This window comes from Zhenpiania hominis (assembly GCF_014333425.1).
GTDB lineage: Bacteria > Bacillota > Clostridia > Peptostreptococcales > Anaerovoracaceae > Hominibacterium > Hominibacterium hominis.
In genome coordinates this window covers 19,295-35,771 of the sequence record NZ_JACRYT010000007.1, presented here as the reverse complement: position 1 = coordinate 35,771, position 16,477 = coordinate 19,295, and the positions used below count along the sequence as shown (strand labels likewise).

Below are 16,477 nucleotides of genomic sequence, written 5' to 3'. Positions count from 1 at the left end.
TTAGTTATTTGTTTCTAAGGAAGAAAGAAAAAATATAATTAAGCTTTCAAAATAAAAATCGAAGCGAGGTCTGTCATAAGCGACCCCGCTTCGATTTTCTATAGTTTTTTTACAAACAGCGCCCGAATCGCGTTGAGCACTGCCAGAATCATCACGCCTACATCGGCGAAGATGGCCAGCCACATGTTGGCGATTCCCAGCGCGCCCAGAGCAAGGCAGATCAATTTGATGCCGATGGCGAACACAATATTCTGATATACAATGCGCAGGCATTTGCGGGAAATTTTTACGGATTTGGCGATCTGCAGCGGATCGTCGTCCATCAGCACTACATCGGCGGCTTCGATGGCCGCGTCCGATCCCATAGCTCCCATGGCGATTCCAATATCCGATCGGCTTAATACCGGAGCGTCGTTGATGCCGTCGCCGACGAAAGCGAGTTTTTCTTTCCCTGTTTTACTCCGGAGCAGTTCTTCCACTTTTTCCACCTTATCCGCGGGCAGCAGTTCCGCGTAGACCTCATCCAGCTGCAGCTCCTTTGCCACCTGTTCTCCCACTTTCCGGGCGTCGCCTGTGAGCATTACGGTTTTGCGGATGCCGGCGGATCTGAGGGCCTGAACCGCTTCTTTCGAATGCTCCTTGACCACATCGGAAATCACGATATGACCGGCATAGGCGCCGTCTACGGCTACATGGATAATGGTGCCCACCGAATGGCAGTCAATATAGGAAATTCCCAGGCGCTTCATCAGCTTGTCGTTGCCGGCGGCCACTTCGATTCCGTCCACTTTGGCCATTACGCCGTTGCCGCTGATTTCCCGGATATCCGTGACGCGGGAACGATCGATTGCCTTGCCGTAAGCCCTCTGCAGGCTTTTGCTGATGGGGTGGGAGGAAGCGCTTTCCGCCAGAGCGGCGTATTCTACCAGCTTTTCCGCTTCCATCTTGTTATGGTGGATATCGTTTACCTCAAAGACCCCCCGGGTCAGCGTGCCGGTTTTATCAAATACGACAATTTTGGTCTGTGAAAGGGCTTCCAGATAGTTGGAACCTTTCACAAGCACGCCGGCTTTGCTGGCGCCGCCGATCCCCGCGAAAAAGCTCAGGGGAATACTGATCACCAGGGCGCACGGGCAGCTGATAACCAGGAAGGTCAGGGCGCGGTAAATCCAGCTGTCCCAATCGGCGGGAACCCCCATGCCGAACATGCGGACAAGGGGAGGCAAAATCGCCAGCGCCAGAGCCGCGACGCAGACGGCAGGCGTATAGACCCGGGCGAATCTGGAGATAAAGTTTTCGGATCGGGATTTGCGGGAACTGGCGTTTTCTACCAGCTCTAAAATCTTAGAAACCGTAGATTCTCCAAATTCCTTTGTAGTCCGGATTTTCAGAACTCCGGTCATATTGATGCACCCGCTGATGATCTCATCGCCTTTTTTGGCGTCCCGGGGCAGACTTTCACCGGTAAGGGCGCTGGTGTTCAGAGAAGAAGCGCCTTCCAGAATCACGCCGTCGATGGGAACCTTTTCTCCCGGCTGTACGATAATGGTACTGCCGATTTCCACTTCATCCGGGTCTACCTTTTCCAGAGCCCCATCGGTCTCGATATTGGCGTAGTCAGGCCGGATATCCATCAAATCGCTGATATTGCGCCGGCTTTTTCCCACCGCGTAACTCTGAAACAGTTCTCCCACCTGATAAAACAGCATAACCGCGATGGCTTCCGTGTAATCGCCGCTCTGTTCATAAAGAGCGAGGACAATCGCTCCGACGGTTGCTACGGCCATCAGAAAGTTTTCATCGAATACCTGGCGGTTGCGGATTCCCTTCAGAGCTTTCAGCAGAATGTCGTATCCGATTATAAAATACGGAATCAAGTAAAGGATCAGTTTAACGATATTTTCTGCTGTCCGCTGCCTTGCGTCGAGGGCGGGCAGGGAAGCCACGGCCCCGGCGATGAGATCCGCCAGTCCAAGACTCAAAAGGATCAGAAGAATAGCAGCAAGGATAATGCGAACCAGCATTTTTTTCTGTTTTTTGTTCATGGAAACCACCTACTTTAAATAATTGCTTAATTGTTTATTTATGCTTCCTGAAAAACCACCTTTCTGCTGGAAATTCACGGAATCAGCGTGAAAGCGAAAGGCGTTTTCACCTGCGGCAGGAGTCCATTGCTGTTTACAGATAAATCTCACAGTCGGACTCAACCTTTTTGCAGTTTTTGAGAACTTCCGGCATAACTGCTTTCGGATCCTGCCCTTCTTCGAACTCCACGATCATTTTCAGCGTCATAAAGTTTACAGTGGCATCTTTTACGCCATCGGTATTCTTAGCGGCGCCTTCCATTTTATTCGCGCAGTTTGCGCAGTCTACATCGATTTTATAAGTTTTTTTCATGGTATATCTCCTTCTTGATGATTCTCAATCAATTAAATATATGTTTAATTGTTAATTCGAGTATACACATCGTTACACAAAAAGTCAACCGGTTTTCCACAAATTTTTATATAGAGCGGGAATAGATGAATGTTTTTTCAAAATTTGCGCCTTACATATGTCCTATAGTATGGTAAAATAACCATTAAAGAGTTTTTTAATAGAGAGAACGCAAAACAGGGAGGATTTTAATGCCAGACATACAATTACCCCATAATCACGGACAAAACATTGAAGAAAAGCTGCGAGACATGCCGACAGCGGATAAATTTCAGGTGGTGGCGGATGTATTCAAACAGCTGGGAGACGGCAGCCGTATCCGTATTTTCTGGATTCTCTGTCACTTTGAAGAATGTGTCATCAATATTTCTTCCCTTGTGGATATGAGTAGTCCCGCTGTATCCCATCATTTACGGCAGTTGAAAAGCGGCGGTCTGATTGTAAGCCGCAGGGAGGGAAAGGAAGTGTATTATAAGGCGGCGGATACGCCGCAGGCACAGTTGCTGCACCACATGATTGAGGAGCTGGTGGAGATTACCTGTCCGTCGGAGAGATAGGAGACGAGCGCTGTTTTTCTTGAAATACCCAGTCAGGTTGTATATAATTAAGTATTATCTTTTAGGAAGGGAACCATCAGAATGAAAGAGGTTTATATCGCGAATATCAGGACCGCGCAGGAAGTGACGGACTTTTTTATGGTAAAATCCATTGCTGTGAAAATCGGCGCCAATAAAAAACAGTATCTGGATCTGATGCTGGGCGACAAGACCGGTGAAATCTCCGGAAAAAAGTGGGATGTTTCCGACGAAGAGCTTCCGTCGCTGTCTAAGATTAAAGAGGGGGATATCATTAAGATCCGAGCGGCTGTAACAGAGTGGAACGGCCTCAAGCAGTTTCGCGTGATGCGAATCCGGCAGAGGGCGACCAATGATCCGGTGGACATCAGCGATTTTATTAAAGCGGCGCCGGAAAAGCCGGAGGAGATGTACGCGTATATTCTGGAAAAAGCAGAGAACTTCCAGGATGAAGATTTGAAAAAACTGTGCGTGAAAATGCTTACAGAGAATAAAGAAAAGCTCATGTACTATCCGGCGGCGCAGAAAAACCACCACGCGGAGATGGCGGGATTGCTATATCACATCAAGCGGATGCTGATGAACGGAGAGCGCATGTGCCAGGTATATACCATGTTGAATCAGGATCTTGTGCTGGCGGGCGTGATTCTTCATGATATGGAAAAGCTCAACGAAATCGAGTCCAATGAACTGGGAATTTCTTCCGGATACTCCTTTGAAGGGCAGATGCTGGGCCACCTGATTCAGGGGGTGAAAACCCTGGACCGTCTCACGACCGAACTGAACTTTCCAAAGGAAAAAGCCATTATGCTGGAGCATATGATTTTGTCCCATCATTATGAGCCGGAATTCGGAAGTCCCAAAAAACCGCTGTTTCCGGAAGCGGAAATTCTGCACTATCTGGATATTATTGACGCCAGAATGTACGATATGCAGGACGCCCTTGATAAGACCGATCCGGGCGAATTCAGCGAGCGGGTATGGACTCTGGATAACCGCAGATTATATAAACCCGGGAGCGTCGGGAAATGAAAGAGGAAAAACAGGGCGTCATCGCGGATATTATTTTTCACAATCAGGAAAACGGATATACCATCGCGGTATTTGAAACTGAAGATGAGCAGTTTACGGCGGTGGGAAACCTGCCCTCCTGTCATAAAGGAAGAAGCTATCTGCTCCGCGGACAGTGGAAGATTCATCCTACTTACGGCGAGCAGTTTGCCATCAGCAGTTTTGAAGAGGTGATGCCTTCCACGGAAGAAGGAATCGAAGAGTTTCTTTCTTCCGGCGTGCTGAAAGGAATTGGAAAAAAGACGGCTGCCGCCATTGTCGCCCGGTTTGGAAGTGAGACCTTCGCGGTCATCGAGAACCAGCCTCACCGGCTGACGGAAATTCCGGGAATCGGGGAAAAAAAGGCGGAGTCTGTGGCGGAAGCGTTTCGCAGCCACAGGGAATTCGCGGAGATTACGCTGTATCTGCAGCAGTTCGGAATAAACGCGGATTACGCGATGAAGCTGTACCGGGTTTACGGAGCGGACACCATCGCCGCGGTTCAGGAAAATCCCTACCGTCTGGCAGAGGACCTCTTTGGCGTGGGTTTTAAGAAAGCGGATAAAATCGCGGAAAAGATGGGAATCGCGAGAGATGATGAACATCGGATCAAGAGCGGAATCAAGTATACGCTGAACTACTTTGCCGGCGAGGGAAACACTTTCCTGCCTCAGAATGTCCTGTGCGAAAAAGCCGGCGGCATGCTGGAACTGGAACGGGAAAAGATAAGCGACTGCCTGGTGGAAATGGCGTTTCAGGGAGATGTCCATATTGAAAATCTGGAAAACCGGAATGTAGTCTTTCTGATGCCCTATTACCTGGCGGAGCAGAATGTATGCAAGTGTATGGCGGCCATTAACTCTGCCCGGCTGAGGCCTGTAGGATCGGATATGGACTCTCTGATCGCGGTGACGGAGCAGGATACGGGAATACGCCTTTCTGAAAATCAGAAATACGCGGTCAAGACCTCGCTGAACCAGGGGATTTCCGTAATTACCGGAGGACCCGGAACCGGGAAGACCACCATCATCAATACGATGATCCGCATTTTGCAGCACAGCGGACTGAAAACCGCCATCGCCGCGCCCACCGGGCGGGCGGCCAAACGGATTACCGAAACCTCCGGCTATGAAGCTTCCACGATACACAGGCTTTTGGAATATTATTACTCAGAGGGCGAAGACACCATGCGCTTTGGCAAGACCGCCGAGGACCCTCTGAAGCAGGACGCGGTGATTATTGATGAAGCTTCCATGATCGATCTGATGCTGATGAACGGGCTGGTCAGCGCGATCCGGCCGGGAACCCGGCTGATTTTAGTGGGGGACGCGGATCAGCTGCCTTCTGTGGGAGCGGGGAACGTGCTCCGCGATATTATTGACAGCGAATATGTTTACTGTGTAAAGCTGACGGAGATTTTCCGGCAGGCCAGGGAAAGCCTGATCGTCGTAAACGCCCACCGCATCAACCACGGTGAATATCCGGATTACAATGAAAAAGGGAAGGACTTTTTCATGATGCGGGAGAAAACCGAAAAGGATATGCTGCGGACGATCAAAGATCTGTGCGTGCGGCGGCTGCCGTCCTACTATACGCAGCTGCTGCCGGTACGGGATATCCAGATTCTGACCCCGGTAAGAAAGGGACTTCTGGGGAGCATGAATCTGAATAAAGAGCTTCAGGAAGCGCTGAATCCGCCACGCGAGCAGCTGGAAGAAAAGAAGTTCGGAGAGCGGATCTTTCGGGAGCATGATAAGGTGATGCAGATTCGCAATAATTATCAGATGAAGTGGAAGAACCAGGAGGACTTTACAGAAGGAGAGGGCGTCTTTAACGGGGATGTGGGTTTTATCAACCGCATTGACCGGGAATTTAACGAAGTGACGGTGGTATTCGATGAATGTAAATACGTAACCTATGATTTCAGCCAGCTGGATGAACTGGAACTGGCCTACGCGATTACAGTTCATAAAAGCCAGGGAAGCGAGTTTCCGGTTGTCATTATGCCCATGTCCTGGTTCCCGCCGGTGCTGGCCACAAGAAATCTGCTGTATACAGGCGTAACCAGGGGCAAACAGGCGGTGGTCCTGGTAGGTTCGGAAGACAAACTTCGGGGCATGATCGACAACAATCGGACAAAAGAGCGTTATTCGGGGCTGAAGGCGCGGCTGAAGGCGCTGCTTGATTTTTCTTTTTCAGCAAAAGAGGGGTAAAAAATGGGGGTTTTTGAAAAGGGATTTGAAAAAGCGATGGAGTGGATTTATCCATCGAATATTTACTGTATCTCCTGCGGGAGCATCATTGATAATTCACGGGATTACGCGCTCTGCGATTCCTGTATGCAGCGCTTTCACTGGCTGGGCGAAAAAACCTGTCAAAAGTGCGGGAAAATTTTAAGCCCGGATTACCGGAATCCGCTATGCTGGGACTGCAGAACCTTTGACCATGAGTTTGACAGGGGCTTTACCTGTGTGCAGTACGGACTGTATGAGAGGGGGCTCCTGATGGATTATAAATACAGGGGGAAAGCCTATATCGGAAGGAAACTGGGAGACGCGCTTTATGATCGCATGTCGTTGGAAGAGGAAACCTTTGATCTGCTGGTGCCGGTTCCCATGCATCGAAAAAAGCAGGCGCGGAGAGGCTATAACCAAGCGGATATTATGGCGCGGAGAATGAGCAGACGAAGCGGTATCCCCTGCGCGCCGGGTCTTTTGCAGAGGCGGCGGGAGACGCTGCCGATGAAGGGACTGGGACCTTTTGAGCGGTATGAAAATCTGCGGGGAGCATTTTCTGTTTCGCCGCAAAATCATTATCCTATCGAGGGAAAACGGATTCTTCTGATTGATGATATTTATACAACCGGGAGCACCGCCGATGCCTGCAGCCTGGCGCTGCGGGAGGCAGGAGCAGGACGCGTCTGCGTTGTCAGCTTTGCCTGCGGCGCGAATATCCCGCCAAAACAATAACTAATCCAAACCGGCATTTCGTGCCGGCTGTTCAGGTCTGTGGTTGAAAGGCCAGGCCAGCTACGGGCAAAAGGTCCCACGTAAGCTGATCCGCAAGGCGGCAGTGATCATGGCGTAGTTTAGAAGTAAGTCCTCTGACAAAGTCAGGTAAAGGCAGGTGTGGGGGCAAAGACCAGGTCAGCTGAACAGTCGGCAGGGAGTGTCGGTTTTTCATTCTAAATTCGTTGAATAATCTGTAATTTGTGTTATAATATAGGAACACTAATACAGGAGCCGGAGTTCCGGTTCCCAGCAAGGAGGTTTAAGGGTATGAAGATAGTTATCAACAGTAAAAACTATAATGCCAGTGAAAAGTTAAAAGAGACCATTGAAAAGAAGTTTGCGAAACTGGACAAATACTTTTCAAATGAAATTACTGCTAACGTTATGACCCTGAGGGAAAAAGGAAAGTATAAGGTTGAGGCTACCATCAATACGAAAGGAACCATTTTCCGTGCAGAGGTTCTGGCAGAGGACCCGTATGAAGGAGTTGATAAAGTTGTAGACAAGCTTTCTCGGCAGATGTCAAAATTCAAAACAAAGCTGCAGAGAAAATATAAAGATCACAAAGACTTTGCGTTTGCAGAGCTTCCGGAGATAGAGGACGAGCAGGAAGAAATCCATGTAGTAAGAAAAAAGAGATTTGATCTCGTACCGATGACCGTTGATGAGGCGGTTGTCCAGATGGAGCTGCTGGAGCATAATTTCTTCGTATTCCTCAACATGGAGACCGATTCAGTGGGAGTTGTTTACAAGAGAAACGACGACGACTATGGCCTTCTGGAAACAGCATATTAAAAACAGTCTGCTGCCGTATCCGCGATTTATCGCCGGTACGGCAGTCTTTTTTTCTCATTTTCGACATAATCGGCGTAGACAAATATGATTTTCCCTTTTTCTTTCTTCTGTATATTGAAAAAGGTACTGAATTTCTGTACAATAAAAAAGATAAAGCATAAGGGGATAGCGAATGCAGGATTTTTTAAAAAACGTCGTATCAGGGATCGGAGTTCTGGATATCCTGGATATTCTGATCGTCGCGTTTATTATTTATAAAATATTGGAATTTATAAAGGAAACAAGAGCAGAGCAGTTGATAAAAGGTCTGCTTGTTTTAGTGATCGCGACCTTTTTATCGGAACTGCTCAATTTATATACACTAAACTGGATTTTGAGAGGCGCTATGACGCTGGGGCTGGTAGCGCTGGTGGTCGTGTTCCAGCCGGAGCTGCGGCGGGGTCTGGAGTATCTGGGACGGACCAAAATTGTCCGTCCGGCATTCGGACAGCTGGATAAAGACCGGGCAAAGCATATCACCACGGAATTTATAAAAGCGATTGACACCTTCTCAAAAGAGCGGACCGGCGCGCTGATTGTGCTGGAGAGGGAAACCTCCCTGACCGATATGACGGAGTCGGGGACAATTGTGGACGCGGAGATCTCCGCGGAACTGCTGGGGAACATTTTCTACGAGGGATCTCCCCTGCATGATGGAGCGGTTATCGTCCGAGGCGATCGGATTTTCGCGGCAGGCTGCGTGCTTCCGCTTTCCCAGAATAAAACCATTGGAAAAGAACTCGGCACCCGACACAGGGCAGGGATTGGTATTACGGAACATTCAGACGCGGTGACGCTGATCGTTTCGGAAGAAACCGGTATCATCTCTATGGCGGTGGACGGAAAGCTTTCCAGATTCCTGGACACCAGAACCGTAGAGAAAACCCTCCTGAACCTGTATTTGAATAACGGCGCGTTGGACGGGAAGAAAGCGTTGTTTCCTGATATCTTTAAAAAGATAAGGAGGAAGAACAATGCTGAGAAATAATATGGTATTAAAGATTATTTCGCTTTTAATCGCGATTTTTCTATGGGTATATGTAATGGGGGAAGTCGATCCGACGGCCACACAGACGATTCGTGATATTCCGGTAAGCCTGCTTAATGAAGACTGGCTGGAGGATAACGAGCTGGCGATTAAAGGCAGCCGGGATTTTACTGTGGATATTATTGTGGAAGGCAGCCGGGCGGAACTCAACCGAATGGATCGCAGTGAAATTACGGCGGAAGCGGATCTGTTCGGGTATGCAAAGGGAAGGAATCGCGTCCCTGTACAGGTGGAGGTTCCAAGCGATCTGACTCTGAGAGAAATTACAACGCCGAATATCAATGTGACACTGGAAGACCTGATTTCAAAAGAAGAGAAAATTACAGTTACCTTCAGCGGAGAAACCGCCTCCGGAAGCGAACCCGGAGGGATCGTTTCCAGTCCGGCGGAGATTGAGGTACGGGGCGGACGATCGGCGGTCAGTTCCGTAGAAGCCGTTGAGGCGAGAATCCGGGCCGCTGAACTTTCTGATGAACTTCAGACGTTTACCGTTACGCCGATTGCGGTCGATAAGGACGGAGCGCAAGTTTCCAATGTAATTCTTTCCGCGGAAACGGTCGAAGTGCAGGGGATGCTGTATTATACAAAAACTCTGAAAATCCAGGGAAAGGACATCCGGCTGCAGGGACTGGAAAACGGTCTTGAAGCATCTGTGCGGACCGCGAATGTTTCCGCGCAGGTGACGGGCAGTAAAGAAGCAGTGGATGCTGTCAGCGCGGAGGATTTGCGGCTTTCCGCGAATCTGAGACGCAGGGGAACTGGCACACATACGGTTTCTTTAAAAGTGACAGGAGGAGAACAACTGGAAAATATAGATCTGACGCCTGAAAAGGTGGAAGTTGAGATAAGAACAAGTGATTAATCGTATTCTACAGGTAATTTGAAAAGGAGAAGGACAATGGGAAGACTTTTTGGAACAGACGGCGTGCGGGGAGTCGCCAATTCGGAGCTTACTCCGGAGCTCGCGTTTAAGCTGGGAAAAGCCGGCGCCCATGTACTCAGTAAGAAAAAAGGAAAGCCGGTCGTTCTGATCGGAAAGGACACGAGAATTTCCGGTGACATGCTGGAAGACGCGCTGAGCGCGGGAATTCTCGCTGTAGGCGGGAATGTGATTAAAGTCGGTGTTCTGCCGACACCCGCGGTAGCGTACCTGGTAAAGTATTATCAGGCTGATGTGGGGGTTGTGATTTCAGCGTCCCACAATCCGTTTGAGTACAATGGAATTAAGTTCTTCAACAGTGAAGGTTTTAAACTGGATGATGAGATTGAAGATGAAATTGAGGACCTGATTCTGCGGGATATTGATGTAAACAGCCATATTACCGGCGACAAGCTGGGCAAATGCCTGGAAGCGGATGATGACGCTCTGGGTATTTATGTCCGTTATCTCGCGGGTACTATCGACCGCAGGCTGGATGGGCTAAAACTGGTGTTGGACTGCGCCAACGGCGCGTCATATAAAGCCGCGGAACTCGTTTATCAGTCTTTGGGAGCGGAAGTTTCAGTCATTGGAAACCAGCCGGACGGATTGAACATCAACGATGGATGCGGTTCTACTCATCCGGAGCGTCTGCAGCAGGAAGTGATCCGCAAAGGCGCCTTTATGGGGCTTGCCTATGATGGAGACGCGGATCGACTGATCGCCATCGATGAAAAAGGAAGAATCATTGACGGCGATAAAGTGATCTGCATCTGCGCGAAGATGCTGAAAAATGCCGGGGAACTTGTGGATGACAAGGTAACCGCTACCGTCATGAGCAACCTGGGATTCCATAAATACATTGAATCCATGGGGTGCAGCGTAGATGTGACCTCCGTGGGAGACCGGTATGTGCTGGAAAGTATGATCAATACGGGCTGCGTGATCGGCGGGGAACAGTCGGGACATATTATTTTCCTGAACCATTCCACTACCGGAGACGGGATTTTGTCGTCTCTGCAGCTTGTGAGAGCCGTACTGGAATCCGGGAAAAAACCGTCAGAACTGTCGGATGAAATTACGATTTATCCGCAGGTGCTGAAAAACGCGAAAGTAAAAAACGAAAACAAAACAAAATATGAGAAAGATCCGGAAATCCGCGCCGCGATTCAGAAAGTGGAGGCTGAGATGGAAGGCCGCGGAAGAGTTCTGATCCGCCCCTCCGGCACCGAGCCGCTGGTTCGCGTGATGCTGGAAGGCGAGGATGTGGATCATATAACGGAACTGGCACAGGAACTGGCAAAGCTGCTGACAAAGCGGTTTGGCTGATTTAGTTAGGAGGTAGATTATGTGCGGTATTGTTGGATACATCGGCACGGAGAATAATGCGAAAGAAGTTATTATAGAGGGGCTGAAACGGTTGGAGTACAGAGGCTATGACTCCGCGGGGATCGCCCTGTACCGGGATGGAAAGATTGAGACCAGAAAACATGTAGGTGAAATCAGCAATCTGGAGAAGATTATCGGCGATCCGGAGTTTGAAAGCACAATCGGTATCGGCCACACCAGATGGGCGACCCACGGAGCGCCTTCCGATATAAACGCTCATCCCCACAGCAACAGCGACAACACCATTACAGTCGTACATAATGGAATTATTGAAAATTATGTGGAACTGCGGGAGTGGCTGATCGACGAGTATGGGATCAAATTTAAATCCGATACAGATACAGAAGTCATCGCCCATCTGATCGGTATTTATTACGACGGAGATCTGCACAAAGCCGTAAACCGGGCAGTGGAACAGATGCGGGGAGCATACGCCATCGGCGTGGTTGCGGCGGGCGAACCGGATCGTCTGGTAGCGGTCAGAAAGGACGCGCCTCTGGTGGCAGGAATCGGCGAAGGCTGCAACTTTATCGCTTCGGATATCCCGGCGCTTCTCAAGTATGTGAGAAAAATCTATCTGATTGAAAATAATGAGACCGTCGTTCTGACGAAGGATGATATTAAAATTTACGATGAGAACCAGAAAGTCGTAAAAAGAGAAGTGTTCCACGTTACATGGGACGCGGACGCGGCCGAAAAGGGCGGATACGACCACTTTATGATGAAAGAGATCCATGAGCAGCCGAAAGGCCTTTATGAAACGCTCATGAGACGGCTGAACGATGATAATACCATTAAGCTGGACGGCATTACCATGACAAAGGCAGATATCGAAAGCTTTAACAAGGTGTATATCGTGGCCTGCGGAACTGCTTATCACGCCGGGCTTGTAGGAAAAGCGGCGATTGAAAAGATGGCGCGTATTCCGGTTGAGGTGGATATTGCTTCCGAATTCCGCTACCGGGATCCGTTTGTAGACGACAAAACGTTATTTATTGCCATCAGCCAGTCCGGAGAAACCCTGGATACCCTGGCGGCGCTGCGGGAAGCCAAACGCAAGGGCGCCAGAATTCTTTCCGTAGTCAATGTTGTGGGAAGCTCGGTAGCAAGGGAGTCGGACGATGTGTTCTACACCTGGGCGGGGCCGGAAATCGCGGTAGCTTCCACGAAAGCTTATACCACCCAGCTGATGTGCATGTATCTGATTGCCCTCTATATGGGACATACCAAGGGGGTTATTGATCAGGATTATTATAATCGCTTTATTGAGGAGCTGAAGCAGATTCCGGATAAACTGGAGGAGCTGCTGAAAAAGGAAAAGGACGTAGAGGCCATTGCCAAAAAATATTGCAGAAAAGAGCAGGTATTCTTTATTGGAAGAGGCGTAGATTCCGGAGTTTCCTACGAGGGATCGCTGAAGCTCAAAGAAATTTCCTATATTAATTCTTTCGCCATTGCGGCAGGAGAACTGAAACACGGCACCATCGCCCTTATTGAAGAGGGTACGCTGGTCTTTGCCCTGGCGACGCAGGATTTCCTCTTTGAGAAAATGCTGTCCAATATTCAGGAAATCAAGGCCAGAGGGGCCAATGTTGTGGGAATCGCCAAAGAGGGCAACCGGGAAATCGAAAAACAGTCCAGTGAAGTCATTTATATTCCGTCCTGCATGGATGAAGTGACGCCGCTGCTGTCAGTTGTGCCGCTGCAGCTGTTCGCGTACTATGTGGCGAAATTCAGAGGATGCAACATTGATAAACCGAAGAACCTGGCAAAATCAGTAACAGTGGAGTAAATATATGGAACAGTATCAGATTCGAGATATTCATCTGGCTCCCTCCGGCCATCAGAAGATTCAGTGGGTAAAAAACAATATGCCCCTGCTTTCCGGGCTGGAAAAGGAGTTTGAAAAGACAAAGCCTTTCGAAGGCATTAAGATCAGCCTTTCCGTCCATCTGGAAGCGAAGACCGCCTATCTCTGCCTGGTGCTCGCGGCAGGCGGCGCGCAGATGTCGGTGACGGGGAGCAATTCTCTTTCCACTCAGGATGACGTGGCGGCGGCTCTGGCGGACGCGGGGCTGAAGGTGTTCGCGTGGCACGGGGCGACCGATGAGGAATACAATCGCCATATTGAGATGTGCCTTGCCCATAAGCCGAATATCATTATTGATGACGGAGGCGATCTGGTGGGGCTTCTCCATAATGAACGGCCGGATCTGGCGGAAGAGGTCTGGGGCGGATGTGAAGAAACGACTACAGGGGTCATTCGTCTCAAGGCGATGGAGAAAGAAGGAATTCTCAAATTCCCGATGGTAGCGGTCAATGACGCCCAGTGCAAGCATCTGTTTGATAACCGTTACGGCACCGGACAGTCTGTATGGGACAGCATTATGCGCAATACGAACCTGATTGTCGCCAGCAAAACGGTTGTTGTTGTGGGATACGGCTGGTGCAGCCGGGGCATCGCCATGCGGGCGTCGGCTCTGGGAGCGAAAGTAATCGTTACGGAGATTGATCCGGTGAAAGCCATTGAGGCGAGAATGGACGGATATGACGTAATGAAGATGGAACAGGCGGCTCCGCTGGGAGACATCTTTGTAACGGCTACCGGCTGTAATCATACGATTACGGTAGAGCATATGCGCAAGATGAAAGATCAGGCGATCCTGGCTAACGCGGGGCACTTTAATGTGGAAATTGATATGGAGGGCCTGGAGGCCGCGGCTGATGAAAAGCGGGAAAGCCGGAAAAATATTATGGGATACCGTCTGGGCCCGGATAAGTGGATTCATGTAATCGCTGAGGGCAAACTGGTAAACATCGCGGCTGCCGACGGGCATCCGGCGGAAATCATGGATATGAGCTTCGCGGTGCAGGCGATGTCGGCCATGTACATCAAAGAGCATTACAAGGATCTGGAGAAAAAGGTCATCGACGTATCCGCTGAAATTGACGATAAAATCGCAAGGCGCAAGCTGGAAAGCTGGGGAATCGAAATCGACGCTCTGACGCCGGAGCAGGAAACCTATCTGAACAGCTGGCAGATTTAAAAGATGAAAAAGAGACTTTGTCCGCGCAGGAAAAGTCTCTTTTTTGGTGGGAAGCTTACAGGCCCTCTGCCCGGAAGGCCTTCCCTTTCATTTCCCGTATATTGATTTTGATAATCGCGGTGCGGGCGATAGCGGCTTTTATGAATTTCATGCCGCCTTCCCGGAGCCCCGGTGAAAAACGATCTACGATGGTTTCCATAACCAACTGGCGCTCCGCTTCGTCTTCAATAAATTCCGCGTCCCCGGTGGCAACTACACTTTCATACCGGGTCGTATAAAGCTCCGGCGCGATTTTGGAACGGACGATGACAGAAAAGCAGACCTTCTGATTTGCCTTGAGGGCGTCGATTTTGTATCCGTAATCGGCAGTGTGAATATAGATGGCGCCGTTCAGATACACATAGTTCATAGGCAGCGCGTAAGGATAGCCGTCATCCCCATGCATGGCAAGGGTTCCTTCTGTCGCTTCCAGGAGCATTTCCTTTGCCCGTTCATCTGAGACCTGACGTTCCTTTTTATGCATTTCCCGATTCATAATAAATCCAGTCCTTTCTACTTTTGTATTCTTTTTATCTATTATAAATCAAATCAACGGGAAAGAAAACGGGAAAAAGAAACAAGGTCGCCAAGTAGCGCGGAGGCGGATCGTGTGGTACAATTTAGCCATAATACAAGGGCAAGGGGGCAGATAGCATGATCCTGCTGGAGAGAAACGGTGTGAAGCCGCTGTACATACAGATTTATGAGCATATCCGAGATGAAATTATTTCCGGACAGCTGCGGGAGGGGCATCGCCTGTCGGCGACAAGGGCGCAGGCTGAAAAGCTGGGAGTGAGCCGCAACACAGTGGAGCAGGCTTATCTGCAGCTTTGTTCCGAAGGATATCTGGAAAACAGAAGGGGAAGCGGTTATTATGTGCGCTATGTGGACGCCCTGCTGACGGATCGGGATTCCGCGGAGCGGAAAATGCAGAGCTTCCACAGGCAGAGCTCCTCCGGGGCGCAAAAGGTTTTATATGATATGAAATATGGGAACTGCCATATGGAGAGTTTCCCTTTGGCAAAGTGGCGGAAAGCGGTGGAAAAGGCGCTCCTTTCGGAAGAAGGCAGAGGAACCTTCTCCTATGGGGAGAATTACGGGGATCCAGCTCTGCGCAGTTATCTGGCGGATTATCTGGAACGGGATCGGGGTGTGAAGTGCAGCCCGGAACAGATTATTATCGGCAGCGGAACCCAGTTCCTGGCAGGGATTTTGCTGCAGCTTCTGCGGCCCGGGCGCTGCGCCATTGAGGAACCGGGGTATGACGGAATCCGCTATGTATTGCAGAATCATGGAATTACGATTATTCCGGTGGAAGCGGGAGGCTGTGAAGGCATTCGGCTGGATCAGCTCAGCGGCAAGCGTGTACAGGCGGTGTATGTGACGCCTTCCCACCAGTTTCCAATGGGCGGCGTGATGCCGATACAGAACCGGATTGAACTCATCCGAATGGCGGAAGAAGAAGACTTTTTTATCATGGAGGACGATTATGACAGTGTTTTTCGCTATACCGCAAAAGCGATTCCGGCAATGCAGGGCCTGGATCAGTACGGCAGGGTGATTTATCTGGGAAGCCTTTCGAAAATTCTGTCCCCTTCTATCCGGCTGGCTTACATGGTGCTGCCTCCCGTATTGAAGAATCGGTTTGACATGAGCTTCAGCGAATACCATAACACGGTTTCCGGTACACTGCAGAAGGCGCTTCGAATTTTCATGGAAGAAGGGGAGTGGGAGAGGCATATCCGTAAGACCCGTCTGAACAGCAGGAAAAAGCATGATATTCTGGAGAGCGCTTTGGAATCCGGGCTGGGAGACGGCTTTCGCGTGACAGGGAAGGACGCGGGAGTACACATGATCATCGAGTCCTCCGAGCTGACGGCGGAGGAAATGATCGTCCGCTGCCGAAGAAAGGGCATAAACGTTTATTCTCTGGAAAAATATTTTGCCCTGGGAACCGGGAGAAATCGAATTATCGCCGGATTTGGCGGAATCGCTCTGGCGGATATGGAGGACGCTTCCCGGCGTCTTGTGGAAGCGCTGAAAATTGGCACTAAAAAATAGAGGGGAATTGGCACTTTTAATCAGTCCAAAAAAGGAGTACAGTGGTTAACAGAATAAAGACTGTGAGG

General features: G+C 49.7%; 14 protein-coding genes. 11 read left to right on the top strand and 3 right to left on the bottom strand.

Features of this window, described 5'->3' with window-relative positions; genetic code table 11:
• Nucleotides 1–98: 98 nt before the first annotated feature.
• Together H9L42_RS08230 and H9L42_RS08225 are read right to left on the bottom strand one after the other, a co-directional pair.
• Nucleotides 99–2,045: a heavy metal translocating P-type ATPase gene (locus tag H9L42_RS08230; protein WP_187302920.1), complete on the bottom strand. Its 1,947-nt coding sequence runs from the start codon at nt 2,043–2,045 to the stop codon at nt 99–101.
• Between the two features lie 133 nt (nt 2,046–2,178).
• On the bottom strand, nt 2,179–2,397 hold the full coding sequence (locus H9L42_RS08225) for a cation transporter (protein ID WP_187302919.1): 219 nt from the start codon (nt 2,395–2,397) through the stop codon (nt 2,179–2,181).
• 230 nt (nt 2,398–2,627) lie between these two features.
• Here H9L42_RS08225 and H9L42_RS08220 point away from each other — a divergent pair, with 230 nt between their 5' ends.
• From H9L42_RS08220 to H9L42_RS08175, 10 genes are all read left to right on the top strand, one after another.
• The gene (locus H9L42_RS08220) at nt 2,628–2,993 is read left to right on the top strand and encodes an ArsR/SmtB family transcription factor (RefSeq protein ID WP_187302918.1); all 366 of its coding nucleotides are present in this window, start codon (nt 2,628–2,630) and stop codon (nt 2,991–2,993) included.
• An 81-nt stretch (nt 2,994–3,074) separates the two neighbouring features.
• On the top strand, nt 3,075–4,043 hold the full coding sequence (locus H9L42_RS08215; RefSeq protein WP_187302917.1) for a 3'-5' exoribonuclease YhaM family protein: 969 nt from the start codon (nt 3,075–3,077) through the stop codon (nt 4,041–4,043).
• A complete protein-coding gene (recD2, locus tag H9L42_RS08210; RefSeq protein WP_187302916.1) occupies nt 4,040–6,274 on the top strand; it encodes an SF1B family DNA helicase RecD2 in 2,235 nt (744 codons plus the stop codon). Before H9L42_RS08215 ends, recD2 begins: the two co-directional genes overlap by 4 nt.
• Before the next feature lie 3 nt (nt 6,275–6,277).
• On the top strand, nt 6,278–7,030 hold the full coding sequence (locus tag H9L42_RS08205; RefSeq protein ID WP_187302915.1) for a ComF family protein: 753 nt from the start codon (nt 6,278–6,280) through the stop codon (nt 7,028–7,030).
• Between the two features lie 309 nt (nt 7,031–7,339).
• Nucleotides 7,340–7,867 carry a ribosome hibernation-promoting factor, HPF/YfiA family gene (hpf, locus tag H9L42_RS08200; RefSeq protein ID WP_187302914.1) on the top strand — a complete coding sequence of 176 codons (528 nt, stop codon included), beginning with the start codon at nt 7,340–7,342 and terminating at the stop codon, nt 7,865–7,867.
• 172 nt (nt 7,868–8,039) lie between these two features.
• Nucleotides 8,040–8,894: a diadenylate cyclase CdaA gene (gene cdaA / locus H9L42_RS08195; RefSeq protein WP_187302913.1), complete on the top strand. Its 855-nt coding sequence runs from the start codon at nt 8,040–8,042 to the stop codon at nt 8,892–8,894.
• Nucleotides 8,881–9,816 (top strand): CdaR family protein, encoded by a 936-nt coding sequence (locus H9L42_RS08190; protein ID WP_187302912.1) that lies wholly within the window; start codon nt 8,881–8,883, stop codon nt 9,814–9,816. Before cdaA ends, H9L42_RS08190 begins: the two co-directional genes overlap by 14 nt.
• A gap of 36 nt (nt 9,817–9,852) precedes the next feature.
• Nucleotides 9,853–11,202, top strand: a complete 1,350-nt coding sequence (glmM, locus tag H9L42_RS08185) for a phosphoglucosamine mutase (RefSeq protein WP_187302911.1) — start codon at nt 9,853–9,855, stop codon at nt 11,200–11,202.
• A gap of 19 nt (nt 11,203–11,221) precedes the next feature.
• Nucleotides 11,222–13,054 carry a glutamine--fructose-6-phosphate transaminase (isomerizing) gene (glmS, locus tag H9L42_RS08180; RefSeq protein WP_187302910.1) on the top strand — a complete coding sequence of 611 codons (1,833 nt, stop codon included), beginning with the start codon at nt 11,222–11,224 and terminating at the stop codon, nt 13,052–13,054.
• A gap of 4 nt (nt 13,055–13,058) precedes the next feature.
• Nucleotides 13,059–14,309 (top strand): adenosylhomocysteinase, encoded by a 1,251-nt coding sequence (locus tag H9L42_RS08175; RefSeq protein WP_187302909.1) that lies wholly within the window; start codon nt 13,059–13,061, stop codon nt 14,307–14,309.
• A gap of 55 nt (nt 14,310–14,364) precedes the next feature.
• Here H9L42_RS08175 and H9L42_RS08170 read toward each other — a convergent pair whose 3' ends face one another.
• Nucleotides 14,365–14,844 (bottom strand): pyridoxamine 5'-phosphate oxidase family protein, encoded by a 480-nt coding sequence (locus tag H9L42_RS08170; protein ID WP_187302908.1) that lies wholly within the window; start codon nt 14,842–14,844, stop codon nt 14,365–14,367.
• A gap of 158 nt (nt 14,845–15,002) precedes the next feature.
• On the opposite strand from H9L42_RS08170, the gene pdxR reads away from it, so the two are divergent.
• On the top strand, nt 15,003–16,409 hold the full coding sequence (gene pdxR, locus H9L42_RS08165) for a MocR-like pyridoxine biosynthesis transcription factor PdxR (protein WP_187302907.1): 1,407 nt from the start codon (nt 15,003–15,005) through the stop codon (nt 16,407–16,409).
• Nucleotides 16,410–16,477 lie beyond the last annotated feature (68 nt).

Coding starts and splice junctions, on each gene's coding strand:
- H9L42_RS08205 (WP_187302915.1), top strand. CDS start 6,278: ATGGGGGTTTTTGAAAAGGGATTTGAAAAAGCGATGGAGTGGATTTAT.
- H9L42_RS08220 (WP_187302918.1), top strand. CDS start 2,628: ATGCCAGACATACAATTACCCCATAATCACGGACAAAACATTGAAGAA.
- cdaA (WP_187302913.1), top strand. CDS start 8,040: ATGCAGGATTTTTTAAAAAACGTCGTATCAGGGATCGGAGTTCTGGAT.
- H9L42_RS08190 (WP_187302912.1), top strand. CDS start 8,881: ATGCTGAGAAATAATATGGTATTAAAGATTATTTCGCTTTTAATCGCG.
- H9L42_RS08215 (WP_187302917.1), top strand. CDS start 3,075: ATGAAAGAGGTTTATATCGCGAATATCAGGACCGCGCAGGAAGTGACG.
- recD2 (WP_187302916.1), top strand. CDS start 4,040: ATGAAAGAGGAAAAACAGGGCGTCATCGCGGATATTATTTTTCACAAT.
- pdxR (WP_187302907.1), top strand. CDS start 15,003: ATGATCCTGCTGGAGAGAAACGGTGTGAAGCCGCTGTACATACAGATT.
- H9L42_RS08175 (WP_187302909.1), top strand. CDS start 13,059: ATGGAACAGTATCAGATTCGAGATATTCATCTGGCTCCCTCCGGCCAT.
- H9L42_RS08230 (WP_187302920.1), bottom strand. CDS start 2,045: ATGAACAAAAAACAGAAAAAAATGCTGGTTCGCATTATCCTTGCTGCT.
- hpf (WP_187302914.1), top strand. CDS start 7,340: ATGAAGATAGTTATCAACAGTAAAAACTATAATGCCAGTGAAAAGTTA.
- glmM (WP_187302911.1), top strand. CDS start 9,853: ATGGGAAGACTTTTTGGAACAGACGGCGTGCGGGGAGTCGCCAATTCG.
- H9L42_RS08170 (WP_187302908.1), bottom strand. CDS start 14,844: ATGAATCGGGAAATGCATAAAAAGGAACGTCAGGTCTCAGATGAACGG.
- H9L42_RS08225 (WP_187302919.1), bottom strand. CDS start 2,397: ATGAAAAAAACTTATAAAATCGATGTAGACTGCGCAAACTGCGCGAAT.
- glmS (WP_187302910.1), top strand. CDS start 11,222: ATGTGCGGTATTGTTGGATACATCGGCACGGAGAATAATGCGAAAGAA.